This is a genomic window from Streptomyces sp. DT224, from assembly GCF_049844595.1.
Lineage (GTDB): Bacteria > Actinomycetota > Actinomycetes > Streptomycetales > Streptomycetaceae > Streptomyces.
In genome coordinates, this window is sequence record NZ_JBNCLI010000018.1 from 88,974 (window position 1) to 102,788 (window position 13,815).

General features: G+C 73.6%; 12 protein-coding genes. 6 read left to right on the plus strand and 6 right to left on the minus strand.

Annotated elements, in window-relative coordinates; translation table 11 throughout:
- Positions 1 to 197 precede the first annotated feature (197 nt).
- The 4 genes from ACLQ2N_RS34085 to ACLQ2N_RS34100 all read left to right on the plus strand — a co-directional run bounded on the left by ACLQ2N_RS34085 (position 198) and on the right by ACLQ2N_RS34100 (position 3,479).
- Complete coding sequence (locus tag ACLQ2N_RS34085; protein ID WP_164399580.1) at positions 198 to 1,016, plus strand: YceI family protein; 819 nt, start codon at positions 198 to 200, stop codon at positions 1,014 to 1,016.
- A 26-nt stretch (positions 1,017 to 1,042) separates the two neighbouring features.
- On the plus strand, positions 1,043 to 1,507 hold the full coding sequence (locus tag ACLQ2N_RS34090) for a PPOX class F420-dependent oxidoreductase (RefSeq protein WP_425819323.1): 465 nt from the start codon (positions 1,043 to 1,045) through the stop codon (positions 1,505 to 1,507).
- The gene (locus ACLQ2N_RS34095) at positions 1,504 to 2,418 is read left to right on the plus strand and encodes an NAD(P)-dependent oxidoreductase (RefSeq protein WP_425819325.1); all 915 of its coding nucleotides are present in this window, start codon (positions 1,504 to 1,506) and stop codon (positions 2,416 to 2,418) included. The genes ACLQ2N_RS34090 and ACLQ2N_RS34095 overlap by 4 nt, the downstream gene beginning before the upstream one ends.
- A 188-nt stretch (positions 2,419 to 2,606) precedes the next feature.
- A complete protein-coding gene (locus ACLQ2N_RS34100) occupies positions 2,607 to 3,479 on the plus strand; it encodes an endonuclease/exonuclease/phosphatase family protein (RefSeq protein WP_425819327.1) in 873 nt (290 codons plus the stop codon).
- 12 nt (positions 3,480 to 3,491) lie between these two features.
- Here the strand turns inward: ACLQ2N_RS34100 and ACLQ2N_RS34105 are convergent, their stop codons facing one another.
- The 6 genes from ACLQ2N_RS34105 to ACLQ2N_RS34130 all read right to left on the minus strand — a co-directional run bounded on the left by ACLQ2N_RS34105 (position 3,492) and on the right by ACLQ2N_RS34130 (position 11,183).
- Positions 3,492 to 5,627 carry an ArnT family glycosyltransferase gene (locus tag ACLQ2N_RS34105; protein ID WP_425819331.1) on the minus strand — a complete coding sequence of 712 codons (2,136 nt, stop codon included), beginning with the start codon at positions 5,625 to 5,627 and terminating at the stop codon, positions 3,492 to 3,494.
- Positions 5,624 to 6,976: a glycosyltransferase gene (locus ACLQ2N_RS34110; protein ID WP_425819333.1), complete on the minus strand. Its 1,353-nt coding sequence runs from the start codon at positions 6,974 to 6,976 to the stop codon at positions 5,624 to 5,626. Before ACLQ2N_RS34110 ends, ACLQ2N_RS34105 begins: the two co-directional genes overlap by 4 nt.
- Positions 6,977 to 7,002: 26 nt before the next feature.
- Positions 7,003 to 8,562: a sensor histidine kinase gene (locus ACLQ2N_RS34115; RefSeq protein WP_425819398.1), complete on the minus strand. Its 1,560-nt coding sequence runs from the start codon at positions 8,560 to 8,562 to the stop codon at positions 7,003 to 7,005.
- A gap of 4 nt (positions 8,563 to 8,566) precedes the next feature.
- Positions 8,567 to 9,307, minus strand: coding sequence for a response regulator transcription factor (locus ACLQ2N_RS34120; protein WP_425819335.1), 741 nt, complete (start codon positions 9,305 to 9,307; stop codon positions 8,567 to 8,569).
- A gap of 78 nt (positions 9,308 to 9,385) precedes the next feature.
- Complete coding sequence (locus ACLQ2N_RS34125; RefSeq protein WP_425819337.1) at positions 9,386 to 10,261, minus strand: amidohydrolase family protein; 876 nt, start codon at positions 10,259 to 10,261, stop codon at positions 9,386 to 9,388.
- Positions 10,262 to 10,274: 13 nt separating this feature from the next.
- Positions 10,275 to 11,183 carry a DUF2797 domain-containing protein gene (locus tag ACLQ2N_RS34130; RefSeq protein ID WP_425819339.1) on the minus strand — a complete coding sequence of 303 codons (909 nt, stop codon included), beginning with the start codon at positions 11,181 to 11,183 and terminating at the stop codon, positions 10,275 to 10,277.
- Positions 11,184 to 11,312: 129 nt separating this feature from the next.
- On the opposite strand from ACLQ2N_RS34130, the gene ACLQ2N_RS34135 reads away from it, so the two are divergent.
- Positions 11,313 to 12,710 (plus strand): FAD-binding oxidoreductase, encoded by a 1,398-nt coding sequence (locus tag ACLQ2N_RS34135; RefSeq protein WP_425819341.1) that lies wholly within the window; start codon positions 11,313 to 11,315, stop codon positions 12,708 to 12,710.
- Positions 12,711 to 12,778: 68 nt separating this feature from the next.
- Entirely contained in the window at positions 12,779 to 13,723 is a 945-nt protein-coding gene (gene sigJ / locus ACLQ2N_RS34140; protein WP_425819343.1) for an RNA polymerase sigma factor SigJ, read from the plus strand.
- Positions 13,724 to 13,815 lie beyond the last annotated feature (92 nt).

Here is a 13,815-nt window from a genome sequence, read left to right on the forward strand (position 1 = left end):
CGCTGTTCACGTACCCCGCCCCGGCCCCCCGCCGGGCGCCCCCCCCCCCCCCCCCCCCCCCCCCCCCGGCCCCCCCCCCCCCCCCCCCCGGCGCCCCCCCCCCCCCCCCCCCCCCCCCCCCCCCCCCCCCCCCCCCCGACTCATTGAATGTCCCGGTCCGGTGGACGGACGGGTCATGAGCAAGGAGAGAGAACGGGATGGGACTTCGCGCACAGGTACGGACGCGGGACGGCTGGGCCGTGCAGCACGCGGTCGTGACGGTCACCGACATGACCGGCACGCAGGTGCTGCGCGCCGCCGCCGACGAGGCCGGGGCGGTACGGGCCGACACCCCGCTGTCCGCGGGCGCGTACACGGTGATCGTGACGGCGGTCGGGTACGCCCCCGCCGCCTCCACCGCCCTCGTCACGGCCAGCGGCACGGTCGACGCGGGCACGGTGGTGCTGGGCCGCCAGGGAGGCGTGGAGCTGCCGCCGCCGGGCACCTGGTCGCTGGACCCGGCGCACTCCTCGGTGGGCGCGGTCGCCCAGCACCTGGGGATCTCCAGCGTGCACGGCCGGTTCACCGAGTTCGGCGGGCGCGTCGAGATCTCCGAGGACCTCCAGAGCTCCCGGGTCGACGCGGTCATCGACGCGGCGAGCATCGACACCGGCAACGGCATGCGGGACAAGCACCTGCGCTCCCCCGACTTCCTGGACACCGACCGGTTCCCCGAGATCACCTACCGCTCCAGCGGGCTGACCCCGGCCGGCCCGGACCGCTGGACCGTGCACGGCGAGCTGACGATGCGCGGCGTGACGCGCCCCGTCGACCTGGACCTGAGCTACCTCGGCACCGGCCCCGACCCGTGGGGCGGGGTGCGCGCGGCGTTCAGCGCGACCGCCGAACTCCGCCGTGAGGACTTCGCCATGAACTACAACCAGGTGGTCCAGGCGGGCATCGCGGCGATCGGCACCACGCTCCGCGTCGAGCTCGACATCCAGGCCGTGCAGGGCGATTCCCTGCCCGCCGTCTGACGGCTCGCCGCCGTAGGGTCGGTTCCATGGCACCCGACATCGCAACGAACACCGCCGTGGAACTCGACGCACTGCTGGACTTCGTACGGCCCCGGCACCGGGCGATCCTGCTGACCACCCGGGCCGACGGCCGCCCCCAGGGCTCCCCGCTCACCTGTGGCGTGGACGACGCGGGCCGGATCGTGGTCTCCACGTACCCCGAGCGCGCCAAGACCCGTAACGCCAAGCGCGACGCGCGGGTCAGCGTGATCGTCCTGTCGGACGACTGGAACGGGCCCTGGGTCCAGATCGACGGCTCCGCCGAGGTGATCGACGCGCCGGACTCGGTCGAGCCGCTGGTCGAGTACTTCCGGAACATCTCCGGCGAGCACCCCGACTGGGACGAGTACCGGGCGGCGATGGTGAAGCAGGGGAAGTCGATCATCCGGATCACCCCGGAGCGCTGGGGCCCCGTCGCCACCGGCGGCTTCCCGGCCCGTCTCGCCCCGTGATCTCCCCCGCCCGGCTCGACCGGGCCCGGATCGTCGCCGGGCCCGAGGTCGGCGAGGCCGCCGTGCGCGGACTGGCGGCGGCCACCGGGCGCACCGTCGAACGCGGCCCCGGTGAGGGCCCCTTCGTGTACGTGGGCGCCTCGCTGCCCGACGCGGTGCGCGGGGCGGACCTGGTCTGGTTCCACAGCGTCAACGCGGGCACCGACGCCCTGCTGCGCTCCGGGCCCTGGCCGGACGGCGTGCCGCTGACCCGGACCGTGGGCCGGATGGGCGAGCGGATCGCGCAGTACGTGCTGGGCTGGGTGCTCGCGGAGTGCCAGTCGGTCCCGGAGTTCGCCGCCCAGCACGCCCGCGCCGAGTGGCGCCGCATCGACTCCGAACTCGTCGCCGGACAGACCGCCGTGGTGCACGGCGTCGGCCGCATCGGCTCCGCCGTCGCCACGCTGCTGCGGGCCTGCGGCATCCGGACCGTGGCCGCCGCCCGCACCCCGCGCCCGGTGCCGCCCGGCTTCGACGCGGTGGTCCCCGCGGACGAACCGGTCGACGCCCGCTGGGTGGTCGCCGCGCTCCCGCTGACCGGGGCGACCACCGGCTACTTCGGGGCGGACCGGTTCGCCGCGATGGGCGGGGCCACGTTCCTCAACGTGGGGCGGGGCGCGACGGTGGATCTGGCGGCGCTGGAGGGGGCGCTGCGCTCCGGGGCGGTGGGGCGGGCGGTGCTCGATGTGCTGGCCGACGAGCCGGCGGCGCCCGGGGACGTGTGCTGGCGGCTGCCGCGTACGGTCGTCACCTCGCACTCTGCGGGGATCACCGCGGACGAGGACATCGTCACGGACTTCACGGCGTGCCTGCGGGAGCTGTCGGCGGGCCGGGCCCCGGGGCTCACGGTGGACACCGGGCGGGGCTACTGAGCACCCCTGCCGGGCGCGCTCCCGCCGCCCCTGCTCCCCGGCGGCAGCCCGGTCGCCCGGATCACGTCATGCCGCTGTCGCGGCCGGGCCGGCCGGGGATCGGGGTGATTGGGGCGTACAAGTGTCTTCTCGTGGGTACGGTGCCGGTCGCCGCATCGGATACGACCTGCCCCGGAAGCTGGAGTGATATGTCACTGCGTCGTCGTACGGTGGAAGTCCTGGTGGCCGCAGGGTTGTTGGGAGCCGCGCTGGCGCCTCCCGCGACGGCGGCGGGGCACGGGCGGGCGCCCGGGCAGTCGGTCCCGCTGCGAGTCGCGACGTACAACATCCATGCCGGGTCCGGCATGGACAACGTCTTCGATCTCGACCGGCAGGCGGCCGCGCTGCGCGCCCTGGACGCGGATGTGATCGGGCTCCAGGAGGTGGACGTCCGCTGGGGCGACCGCAGCGAGTGGCGGGACCTGGCAGCCGAGCTGGGCCGGCGGCTGCGGATGCACGTCTCCTTCGCGCCGATCTACAGCCTCGATCCGGTGGAGGAGGGCGGCCCCCGGCGGGAGTTCGGCGTCGCCGTGCTGTCCCGGTACAGGATCATGAGCGCCGAGAACCACGATCTGACCCGGCTCTCCACGCAGGACCCGAACCCGGTCCCGGCGCCCGCTCCCGGCTTCGGCGAGGTGGTGCTGAAGGTGCGCGGCCTGCCCGTCCACGTGTACGCGACGCATCTCGACTACCGGGGCGACCCGTCCGTCCGTGTCGCCCAGGTCGCGGACACGCGGCGGATCATGGCGCAGGACCAGGCGCACGAGCGGCGGCCGGTGCGGCAGATCCTGCTCGGCGACTTCAACGCGCCGCCGACCGCGCCGGAGCTGGCGCCGCTGTGGAAGGAGCTGACCGACATCGAGCCGGGCGGGCCGACGTACCCGGCGCGGAATCCGGTGCAGCGGATCGACTACGTGGCCGTTTCGAAGGACACCGTCCGGGTACGCGGCGCGGCGGTGGCCGAGGAGTCGCTCGCCTCGGACCACCGCCCCGTCGTGGCGGATCTGCTGCTGCGGCGCTGAGTTCTCCGCTCGTCAGCCGTCCGCCTTCGGCTGGGTGAGGTCGTAGAAGGTGGCGCTGCCCGCCGTCACCTCCGTGAAGTTCTCCTCCACCCAGGAGGAGATCCGTGCAGCGGTGCCACTGCCGCCCATGCCGCCGCCTGCGCCCATGCCGCCGCCCGGGACGAAGTAGTGGACGCGGCCGTCCTCGACGTACTTCTCGAACTGCGCGAGCGTCGGGGACGGGTCGCTTCCGTTGAAGCCGCCGATCGCCATGACCGGTTCCTCGGTGGCGAGTTGGTAGCTGGCGGCATTCTGCGAGCCGATGGCCGCGGCGGCCCAGGTGTAATCACCGGCGTTCTTCTCCAGGAGCGCCTCGGCCTCGGAGCCGACGGACGCGCCGTTGAGGAGACCGCCCATGCCGCCGGCTCCGCGTTCGCCCATGGTGGGCGGGGTGCCGCGTCCGCCGTTCTGGGTGGGTCCGCCGTTCTGGGTGGGGGGCTGGCCCTGGTTGCGGCCCTGGCCGGGTGGGGTGCCGGTGGGGGGCTGCCCCATGCCGGCGCCCTGCCGGCCGGTGCCGCCCTGGCCCGGGGGCATCCCGCCGCCGCCCCGGCCCCGGCCCCCGCCGCCGGGGCCGCCGCCCATGCCGCCCGAGGACGGGCCGGCCGTGACGATGGAGCCCTGGTGGCCCGTGTTCAGGGTGCTCACGGTGTACGCGGCCGGCCCGGCGAGCGACGCGGCGAAGCCCAGCACCACCGTGAGGAGAGCCAGTCGACGGCCGAGCCGGGCCGCGAGCAGCAGGCCCACCGCCGCCACGAGACCGGTGACGAGGACGGCCGTCCGCAGCCACGGCTGGTAGTCCGGGGTCCGGCCGAGCAGGACGTACGCCCAGTACGCCGTCACCGCGACGGTGCCCGCGAGCGCGGCGCCCGCCCACCAGCGGGCCCGCTCCTCCCACAGGACCGTGACGCCCATGCCGATCAGCGGGGCCAGACAGGGGGCCAGGGCCACCGTGTAGTACTGGTGGAAGATCCCGGCCATGAAGCTGAACACGGCGGCCGTCGTCACCAGCGAGCCGCCCCACGCGAGGAAGGCGGCCCGCGCGGTGTCCGTACGCTTCGCCCGCCAGGTCAGCCAGATCCCGGCCACGAGCAGGATCAGGGCGGCGGGCAGCAGCCAGGAGATCTGGGCGCCCACCTCGGAGTTGAACATCCGGCCGATGCCGGTCTCGCCCCACTGACCGCCGCCGCCCCGGCCGCCTCCGCCGCCGACGCTGCCGGTCTCCTCGCCGTTGATCCGGCCGAGCCCGTTGTAGCCGAAGGTCAGCTCCAGGAACGAGTTGTTCTGCGAGCCGCCGATGTACGGGCGTGAGGAGGCGGGCCACAGTTCGACGACCGCCACCCACCAGCCGCCCGCGACGACCATGGCGAGCGCGGAGAGGCCCAGCTGCCCGAACCTCTTCCGTACGGGGACCGGCGCGAACACCGCGTACAGCACGGCCAGCGGCGGCAGGATCAGGAACGCCTGGAGGGTCTTGGACAGGAACGCGATTCCCACCGCGACGCCCGCCCACACCAGCCACGTGGTGCGGCCCTCCTCCATCGCGCGCAGCACGCAGTAGACGGTGACCGTCATCAGCAGCGCGAGCAGCGCGTCCGGGTTGTTGAAGCGGAACATCAGCGCGGCGACCGGTGTCAGGGCGAACACCGCCATGGTGATGAGCCCGGCGGGGGCACCGAACCGGCGGTGCACGGCCGCGTACAGCACCCCGGCGGTCGCGGCCGCCATCACCACCTGCGGCGCGAGGATCGCCCACGAGCTGAGCCCGAAGACCCGCACCGACAGGGCCATGGGCCACAGGGTGGCCGGCGGCTTGTCCACGGTGATCGCGTTGGCCGCGTCGAGCGAGCCGAAGAAGAACGCCTTCCAGCTGCGGCTGCCGGCCTGCACGGCGGCGGAGTAGAAGGAGTTGGCGTAGCCGGACGCGCTGAGGTTCCAGAGGTACGCCAGCGTGATGGCGAGCAGCAGGACCAGGAAGGCGGGACGCACCCACGGCGCGTCCTCGGCCCGGCCGCGCCAGATCCGGCGGGGCAGGGAGGCGCCGGCCCGTGCGTGCCCCGGGGGCGTGTCCGGCAAGGCGGCCGGAGCGTGGGCGGGGTCGAGCGTGGTCATCGGACGTCCCTCGGGTCGGGGGTGGTTTCGGGGGTGGTTTCGGTGATGGGGGCTGCGGGAACGGCGGCGGGGGGCTCGGCGGGGTGCGCGAGGTTTCCCGCTGCGGCGGACGGGAAGACCCACGCGCGGAAGAGCAGGAAGCGCAGCACCGTCGCCGCCAGGTTCGCCGCGATGAGCACCGCGAGTTCGGTGCTGTGGGAGGGCGAACCGGAGGCCGCGCCCAGGGCCGCCAGCGAACCGCTGGTCAGGGCGAGCCCGATGGCGAAGACCACGAGGCCCTGCGCCTGGTGACGGACCGCGCCGCCCCGGCCACGTACCCCGAAGGTGAGCCTCCGGTTCGCGGCGGTGTTCGCGACGGCCGAGACCAGCAGCGCGGCCCCGTTGGCGAGCTGGGGACCGGCGCCGAGCCGGAAGAGGGAGTACAGCGCCAGGTAGAACAGCGTGGAGAGGACACCCACGACGCAGAACCCGACGAGCTGCCGGGCGAGCCCGCCCGGCACCCCGCCGATCGCCCGGTCGCGCGGATCGTCCCCGAAGGGCCGGGCCAGCCGGTCCAGCGGAAGCGCGCCGACGGCCAGCGCCCGGCCCACCCGCCACACGCCCTTCAGGTCCTCGGCGGCGGTCCGGACGATGTGGACCGTGGAGTCGGGGTCGTCCACCCAGTCGACGGGCACCTCGTGGATGCGCAGCCCGGCCCGTTCGGCGAGCACCAGCATCTCGGTGTCGAAGAACCAGCCGGTGTCCTCCACCATCGGCAGCAGCCGCTGCGCGACCTCCCGCCGGATCGCCTTGAACCCGCACTGCGCGTCGCTGAACCGCGCGGCCAGCGACGAGCGGAGGATGATGTTGTACGCCCGCGAGATGAACTCCCGTTTCGTCCCCCGCACCACCCGCGAACTCCGCGCGAGCCGCGACCCGATGGCGAGGTCGGAGTGCCCGGAGATCAGCGGGGCCACCAGCGGAAGCAGCGCGTTGAGGTCGGTGGACAGGTCCACGTCCATGTACGCGAGCACCGGCGCGTCCGAGTGCGTCCACACGGTGCGCAGTGCCCGCCCGCGCCCCTTCTCCTCCAGCCGGACCGACCGCACCTCCGGCAACGACCGCGCCAGCCGCTCCGCCACCTCGGGCGTCCGGTCGGTGCTGGCGTTGTCGGCGACGGTGATCCGGAAGGCGTACGGGAAGGTGCGGGCCAGGTGCTCGTGCAGCCGCAGCACGCACGGTTCGAGGTCTCTCTCCTCGTTGTAGACGGGCACCACCACATCGAGCACGGGCGCACCCGCCGCGCCTCCCGCCCCGGCCAGGAGGTGGTCCCGGGCCGGCAGGGTGCTCCACGGAGTCTCTGTTCGCATGCCGTCGACAGTCGCCAACGGCGCTGTCACAGGCGTGTGCTGAGGCTGTGGTCCCTCTGTGAGTGGTCCTCGTGCCGCCGGGCGGGCACACCGGACGGACCCCCCTCCGCCGGCAGCCGCACCGCGAACACCGTCTCGCCCGGGACCGACCGCACCTCCACCGCGCCGCCGTGGGCCGTCACCACTGCCTGGACGATCGCGAGGCCGAGGCCCGTGGAGCCGGCGTGACGGGAGCGGGAGGCGTCACCCCGGGCGAAGCGTTCGAAGACGTGGGGGAGGAGGTCCGGGGGGATGCCGGGCCCGTTGTCCTGGATCTCCACGGTGACCCAGGGGGCGGCGGGGCCGGCCAGGACGCGGGCGGTGACCGTGGTGCCCGGCGGGGTGTGGGTACGGGCGTTGGCCAGGAGGTTGACCAGGACCTGGTGGATGCGGGTGGGGTCGGCGCGGACCGTCGCGGGGGCGTCCGGGAGGTCCAGCCGCCAGTGGCGGGCGGGCTCGGCGCGGTCCGCCGCCCGGGCGTCGCTCACCGCGTCCACGACGAGCGGCGAGAGATCGGTGCTCTCGTACGAGAGCGGCCGGCCCGCATCCAGGCGGGCGAGCAGGAGCAGGTCCTCGACCATGCCCGTCATCCGCTGGGCCTCCGCCTCGATGCGCCCGAGCGCGTGCCGGGTATCCGGACCGGGGTCCTCCCGGCCGCGCCGGGTGAGTTCGGCGTAGCCGCGTATCGAGGCCAGCGGGGTCCGCAGCTCGTGGCTGGCGTCCGCGACGAACTGGCGCACCCGCGTCTCGCTGCGCTGCCGCGCGTCCAGGGCCGAACCCACGTGCCCCAGCATCCGGTTCAGCGCCGCGCCGACCTGGCCCACCTCCGTGCGCGGATCCGCCTCGGCGACCGGGACGCGTTCGAGGGGGGCCACCTCGCCGCTGTGCAGGGGCAGTTCGGACACCCGGGTCGCGGTCGCCGCCACCCGGCGCAACGGCCGGAGCGCCACGCCGACCATCGCCGCGCCCGCGATCCCCGCAGCGACGAGCCCGGCGCCGGTCACGCAGACCTCCACCAGGATCAGGGTGCCCAGCGCGCGGCCGACCTCGGTGGTGGGGATGCCCACGAGGACCGTGCCGCCGTCGCGCACGGGCACCGCCCGCACCCGGTAGCCGCCCAGGCCGGGCAGCTCGACGTCGTGCGCGCGGTCGTCCGCCGTGACACCGGCCGCCGCCACGGCGTCCCGCTGGGCGGCGGTCAGGGGTTCGGTGTTCTCGCCGGCGTCGAACCCGCCGTCCTTCACGACGGCCGAGTCCGTGATCTCCCCCCGCTCGACCAGCGCGCCGAAGGTCTCCAGCGGCTGACCGCCCATGCCGACGAAACCGAGCGGATCACGCTCCGGGGACGTTTTGGGTCCCCCGGGCGCGGGAAGACCTGGCGCCCGCTCGGCCCGGACCGCGATGTCCCGCAGCTGGTCGTCGAGTTTCCCGTACAGGTAACTGTGGAAGGCGATCGCGGTCACCGAGCCGATCACGGCGGCCACCACGGCGATCAGCGTCACCGCCGAGACCACGAGGCGGGTGCGCAGGGTCCACGGCCGCCGCACTCCGCTACTCACCGGGCTTGATCAGGTATCCCGCCCCGCGCCGGGTGTGGATCATGGGCGCGCGCCCCGCGTCGATCTTCTTGCGCAGGTAGGAGATGTACAGCTCGACCACGTTGGCCTGGCCGCCGAAGTCGTAGTTCCAGACCCGGTCCAGGATCTGCGCCTTGCTGAGCACCCGGCGCGGGTTGCGCATCAGGAACCGCAGCAGCTCGAACTCGGTCGCCGTCAGGTGGATGTTCGTCCCGCCCCGGCTCACCTCGTGGCTGTCCTCGTCCAGCATCAGGTCGCCCACGACGAGCTGCGACTCGCCGCGCGCCGTCGCCGTCCCCGACCGCCGGATCAGGCCGCGCAGCCGGGCCACGACCTCCTCCAGGCTGAACGGCTTGGTGACGTAGTCATCGCCGCCCGCCGTGAGCCCGGCGATCCGGTCCTCCACGGAGTCCCGCGCGGTGAGGAACAGCACCGGCACGTCGGACAGTTCGCGCCGCAGCCTGCCGAGGACGGCGAGCCCGTCCATATCGGGCAGCATCACGTCGAGAATGACCACGTCGGGCCGGAACGAGCGGGCCGTCCGCACGGCCGCCGCGCCGTCCCCCGCGCTGCGCACCTCCCAGCCCTCGTAACGAAGCGCCATCGACAGCAGCTCCGTGAGCGAAGCCTCGTCGTCCACGACCAGCACCCGCACGGGAGTACGGTCCGGCCTGAGCAGTTCGGTACGCCCCTGGGGCGAGGTCGTCGTCGTCATGACGCCAGCCTGTGAGACGGCTCTGAGAGAGTTCTTTTCCGTTTCTGTGAATTCCCTGAGAAAGCCGCGGCGGGGATCTCAGACGCCGAACAGCGCCTTCGCGTTGTCGTGGCAGACCGCCCGGAGCCAGTCGTCGCCCAGCCCCAGGCGTTCAAGGGCGTGCAGTTGGTGGGCGTACGGGTATGGGATGTTCGGGAAGTCCGTGCCCAGCAGGACGCGGTCGCCGAGGGCCGCGAGGCGGCCGTGCTCCGCCGGGGGGAACGGGCTGAGGTCCTCGACGAAGTCGGTGAACGCCATCGTCGTGTCGAGCCGGACCTCGGAGTACGTCTCCGCGAGCGTCAGGAACTCCGTGTACTCCGGCATCCCCATGTGCGCCACGATCAGCGGCAGCCGGGGATGCCGGGCGAGGACGCGGCCGATGGGACCGGGGCCGGTGTGCTTGCCGGGTGCCGGGCCCGATCCGCAGTGCGCCACGACCGGAATGCCCGCCTCCGCGAGCAGACCCCACACCGGTTCGAGCAGGGGATCGTTCGGGTCGTACGCGCCGACCTGGAGGTGCGCCTTGAAGACCCGGGCCCCCGCCTCCACGGCCTCCCGTACGTAGCGCCCGGCGTCCGGTTCGGGGAAGAACGTCGCGGTGTGCAGGCAGTCCGGCGTCCGGCCGGCGAATCCGGCCGCCCAGTCGTTCAGCCAGGCCGCCATCCCCGGCTTGTGCGGGTACAGCATCGACGTGAAGCGGAGCACCCCGAACGAGCGGAGCAGGGCGAGCCGTTCCGCCTCCTCGTGGCGGTAGGCGATCGGCCACTCCAGCCCGGTCAGCGGGCCCGCCGAGTCGAAGTACGCCCACACCTTGCGCAGGACCCGTTCGGGCATGAAATGCGTGTGTACGTCGATGAGTCCGGGCAGCCCGAGCCGCTGCCGGAACCGCACCACGTCGTCGCGATCGTCACCCATACGGCCGACCATCTCAGAACAGCCCGTCCTGCGCCGCGCCACCCCCCACCGCGACGGTCGGCACGCCTGCCTCGGCCGCGCCCGGCCCGGCCGCCGCCAGCGTCCAGCCGGTCATCAGCCGGGTGTCCACGATGACGAGGCCCTGCGGTCCCGTGTCCAGATGGAGATCGGGACCGGCCGCCCCGACGAGCCTCCCCGCCACCGCGCCCCTGTCCACCAGGCCGGTCACCGCGCGGACGGGGCCGGCGCCGCCCCCCGCCACCGCTCCGGGCAGCGCCCACAGCCCGAACACCTCCGCGTGGTCCACCGCCGCGAACGGCATCCGCTCCAGCGCCTCCGGCCAGCCGGCACCCTCCAGGGCCGCCGCCCGGCCGTACAGCTCCGCGACCTCGGCGGCCCGCTCCGCCGGGCCCGGGAGGGCCGCCCGCACCTCCCGCTTGCGGGCGTACGGAATGCGGTCCGGGACCCCGAGGGCCGCCCGCAGCACCTCCTCGGCCCGGCGCGCCGCCATCAGCGGCCCCCGGCCCAGCCAGCTGAAGACCACCGCCCCCTGCTCCCGCAGCCGCGCCGCGCCCCGTTCCTCCGCGGTGATCCCGACCTTCACCATGCCGGGCCCGAACCACGCGAGGTACACCCGGTACGTGCGGGGGTCGTCCGGGACCGTGTCGGCGGCCACCGAGTGCGCCCGGTCGAGCCGCCCGCACTCCGGGCAGCGCCCGCCCGTGGAGCCCGCCGGGACCACGGCACCCAGCGGGCACACGTTGCCCCGGGCCCCGGAGCAGCGCCGCTCACCGGACGCCCGGAAGCCGAACTCCGTTCCGTACACCAGGACGCTCGCCCGTGTCCGCGCCCCCTTGCGCCAGCCCAGTGCGGGGCCGTCGGAGCCCTCGGGCCAGCGGAGGCCGGTGCACTGCCATTCCATACGACTCCCGGGCTGCTGGGGACAGACGATTGCGAGCCCGGCAACGGTCCCACACCTGGGCCTGACGCATGATGCGGGTCACACTGGAGGGGTGGGTGCGCCAACTCGCACCCCTCAGAGGTGTTCCTCATGACCAGCACTGACCACACTGCCCTCGACAGCCTGCGCACGGCCCTGCGGGGGACTGTCACCACTCCGGCGGACGCGGACTACGACGAGAGCCGGAGCCTGTACAACGCCATGATCGACCGCCGCCCCGCCGCCATCGCCCGGTGCGCCGACGTGGCGGACGTACGGGCCACCCTCGCCTTCGCCCAGGACGCGGGGCTCGAACTGGCCGTCCGCGGCGGCGGACACAGCGGTCCCGGGCTGTGCCTGATCGAGGACGGACTGACCCTCGACCTCTCGTCCATGCGCTCGGTGCGCGTCGATCCCGAAGCGGGGACGGCCCAGGTGGGCGGGGGCGCTCAGCTCGGCGATCTGGACCACGCCACGCACACGTTCGGCCTGGGGGTACCGGCCGGAATCATGTCGACCACCGGCGTGGGCGGGCTCACGCTGGGCGGCGGCCACGGCTATCTGACCCGCGCGTACGGCCTTACGATCGACAGCCTGGTCTCCGCGGACGTCGTCCTGGCCGACGGCACCTTCGTCACCGCGTCCGAGACGGACCACCCCGACCTGTTCTGGGCGCTGCGGGGCGGCGGCGGCAACTTCGGAGTGGTCACCTCGTTCACCTACCGGCTGCACCCGGTGGGCACGGTGGGTGCCGGGGTGACCGTGTGGCCGGTCGAGCACACGGGCGAAGTGCTGCGCTGGTACCGCGACTTCCTGCCCGCGGCGGCGGACGACCTGTACGGGTTCTTCGCCCTGCTGACCATCCCGCCGGCCCCTCCGTTCCCGGAGGAGATCCAGGGACGGAAGATGTGCGGTGTGGTCTGGTGCTTCACGGGCGACCTCTCGGACGGCCGTCTGGAGGAGACGCTCTCGGCGGTCGAGGAGCCGGCCCCGCCGGCCTTCCACTTCACCAGCCCCATGCCCTACCCCGCCCTCCAGTCCATGTTCGACGGCCTGATCCCCAAGGGTCTCCAGTGGTACTGGCGCGGCGACTTCTTCGACTCGGTCTCCGACGCGGCGGTCGAGGTGCACGAGAAGTACGGCCGCGCCCTTCCCACCGGCTTGTCGACCATGCACCTGTATCCGGTGGACGGTGCGGCCCACCGGGTCCCCGCCGACGCGACGCCGTGGGCCTACCGGGACGCCAAGTGGTCCGGCGTCATCGCGGGCGTCGACCCCGACCCCGCCAACGCGGAAGCGATCCGGCAGTGGTGCGTCGACTACTGGACCGAACTGCACCCCCACTCCATGGGCGGCGCCTACGTGAACTTCCTCGGTGAGGCCGAGGCCCCGGACCGCGTCCGCTCCGCCTACGGCACTACGTACGAGCGCCTGGCAGCCGCCAAGCACACCTACGACCCGGAGAACTTCTTCCACGCCAACCAGAACATCGCGCCCGCCACCGTGTGACGCGGCCCGCGCGGCGGCGTTCCCGCGTTCCCCGGTGCCTTCACCACCCGGCCGCTAGGATCCCGGGCATGACCCCGACCGTGCAGGACGTGGACCGGTTCGAGGCGGCCAGGCCCCGGCTGGAGGCCATCGCCTACCGCCTCCTGGGCTCGGCGAGCGAGGCCGAGGACGCCGTGCAGGACACCTACCTGCGCTGGCAGGCCGCCGACACCGGGCGGATCGAGGTCCCCGAGGCGTGGCTGACGAAGGTCCTCACCAACCTCTGCCTCAACCAGCTCACCTCCGCCCGCGCCCGCCGCGAGACATACGTGGGCGCGTGGCTGCCCGAGCCGCTGCTCGCCGGGGACCCCATGCTCGGCCCCGCCGACACGGTCGAACAGCGCGAGTCGGTCTCGTACGCCGTGCTCACGCTCATGGAGCGGCTGACTCCGGGCGAGCGGGCCGTGTACGTGCTGCGCGAGGCATTCGGCTATCCGCACCGGGAGATCGCGGAGATCCTGGACCTGAGCGAATCCGCCGTGCAGCAGGTCTACCACCGGGCGAGGAAGCACATCGCCGACGGCCGGACGCGCACCGAGGTGGACGAGGCCGCCGCCCGCCGGGTCATCGAGGAGTTCCTGCTCGCCGCCGCCGGAGGCCGTACCGAACCGCTCGTGGAGCTGCTGACCTCCGACGCGATCTCCATCGGGGACGGCGGCGGAAAGGTGCCCGCCCGCGCCAAGGCGTTCGAGGGCGCGAAGGCCGTCGCGACGTTCATGCGCGGCCTGCTGAAGCCGGGCAAGGCGAAGACCGCGATGACCGGCGGCTCCGTGGAGCTGCACATGTCGTACGCGAACGGCTCCACCGCCGTCCTGGCGGTCGTCGGCGAACGGGTCATCGGCGTCATGTGTGTAGAAGTCACTCCGGAGGGAATCGCCTCGTTCCGCAACCAGGTCAACCCGGACAAGCTGGAACGCGCGACCCGGCAGTGGGCGGCCATGGAACACGGAAAGCCGCTGCTCACAGCCTTCTGAGCGCTTGGTGACGCAGGTCACACCTTCCTCCTGTCAGGAAAGCGCGGGCTACCCGGTTCAAGGGGCGAGAAACCACCCCGCAGGGGCGAACC

Excerpts from the sequence above, each read along its gene's own strand:
- ACLQ2N_RS34110 (WP_425819333.1), bottom strand. The coding sequence starts at position 6,976 with ATGCGAACAGAGACTCCGTGGAGCACCCTGCCGGCCCGGGACCACCTC.
- sigJ (WP_425819343.1), top strand. The coding sequence starts at position 12,779 with ATGACCCCGACCGTGCAGGACGTGGACCGGTTCGAGGCGGCCAGGCCC.
- ACLQ2N_RS34100 (WP_425819327.1), top strand. The coding sequence starts at position 2,607 with ATGTCACTGCGTCGTCGTACGGTGGAAGTCCTGGTGGCCGCAGGGTTG.
- ACLQ2N_RS34130 (WP_425819339.1), bottom strand. The coding sequence starts at position 11,183 with ATGGAATGGCAGTGCACCGGCCTCCGCTGGCCCGAGGGCTCCGACGGC.
- ACLQ2N_RS34085 (WP_164399580.1), top strand. The coding sequence starts at position 198 with ATGGGACTTCGCGCACAGGTACGGACGCGGGACGGCTGGGCCGTGCAG.
- ACLQ2N_RS34125 (WP_425819337.1), bottom strand. The coding sequence starts at position 10,261 with ATGGGTGACGATCGCGACGACGTGGTGCGGTTCCGGCAGCGGCTCGGG.
- ACLQ2N_RS34135 (WP_425819341.1), top strand. The coding sequence starts at position 11,313 with ATGACCAGCACTGACCACACTGCCCTCGACAGCCTGCGCACGGCCCTG.
- ACLQ2N_RS34090 (WP_425819323.1), top strand. The coding sequence starts at position 1,043 with ATGGCACCCGACATCGCAACGAACACCGCCGTGGAACTCGACGCACTG.
- ACLQ2N_RS34105 (WP_425819331.1), bottom strand. The coding sequence starts at position 5,627 with ATGACCACGCTCGACCCCGCCCACGCTCCGGCCGCCTTGCCGGACACG.
- ACLQ2N_RS34120 (WP_425819335.1), bottom strand. The coding sequence starts at position 9,307 with ATGACGACGACGACCTCGCCCCAGGGGCGTACCGAACTGCTCAGGCCG.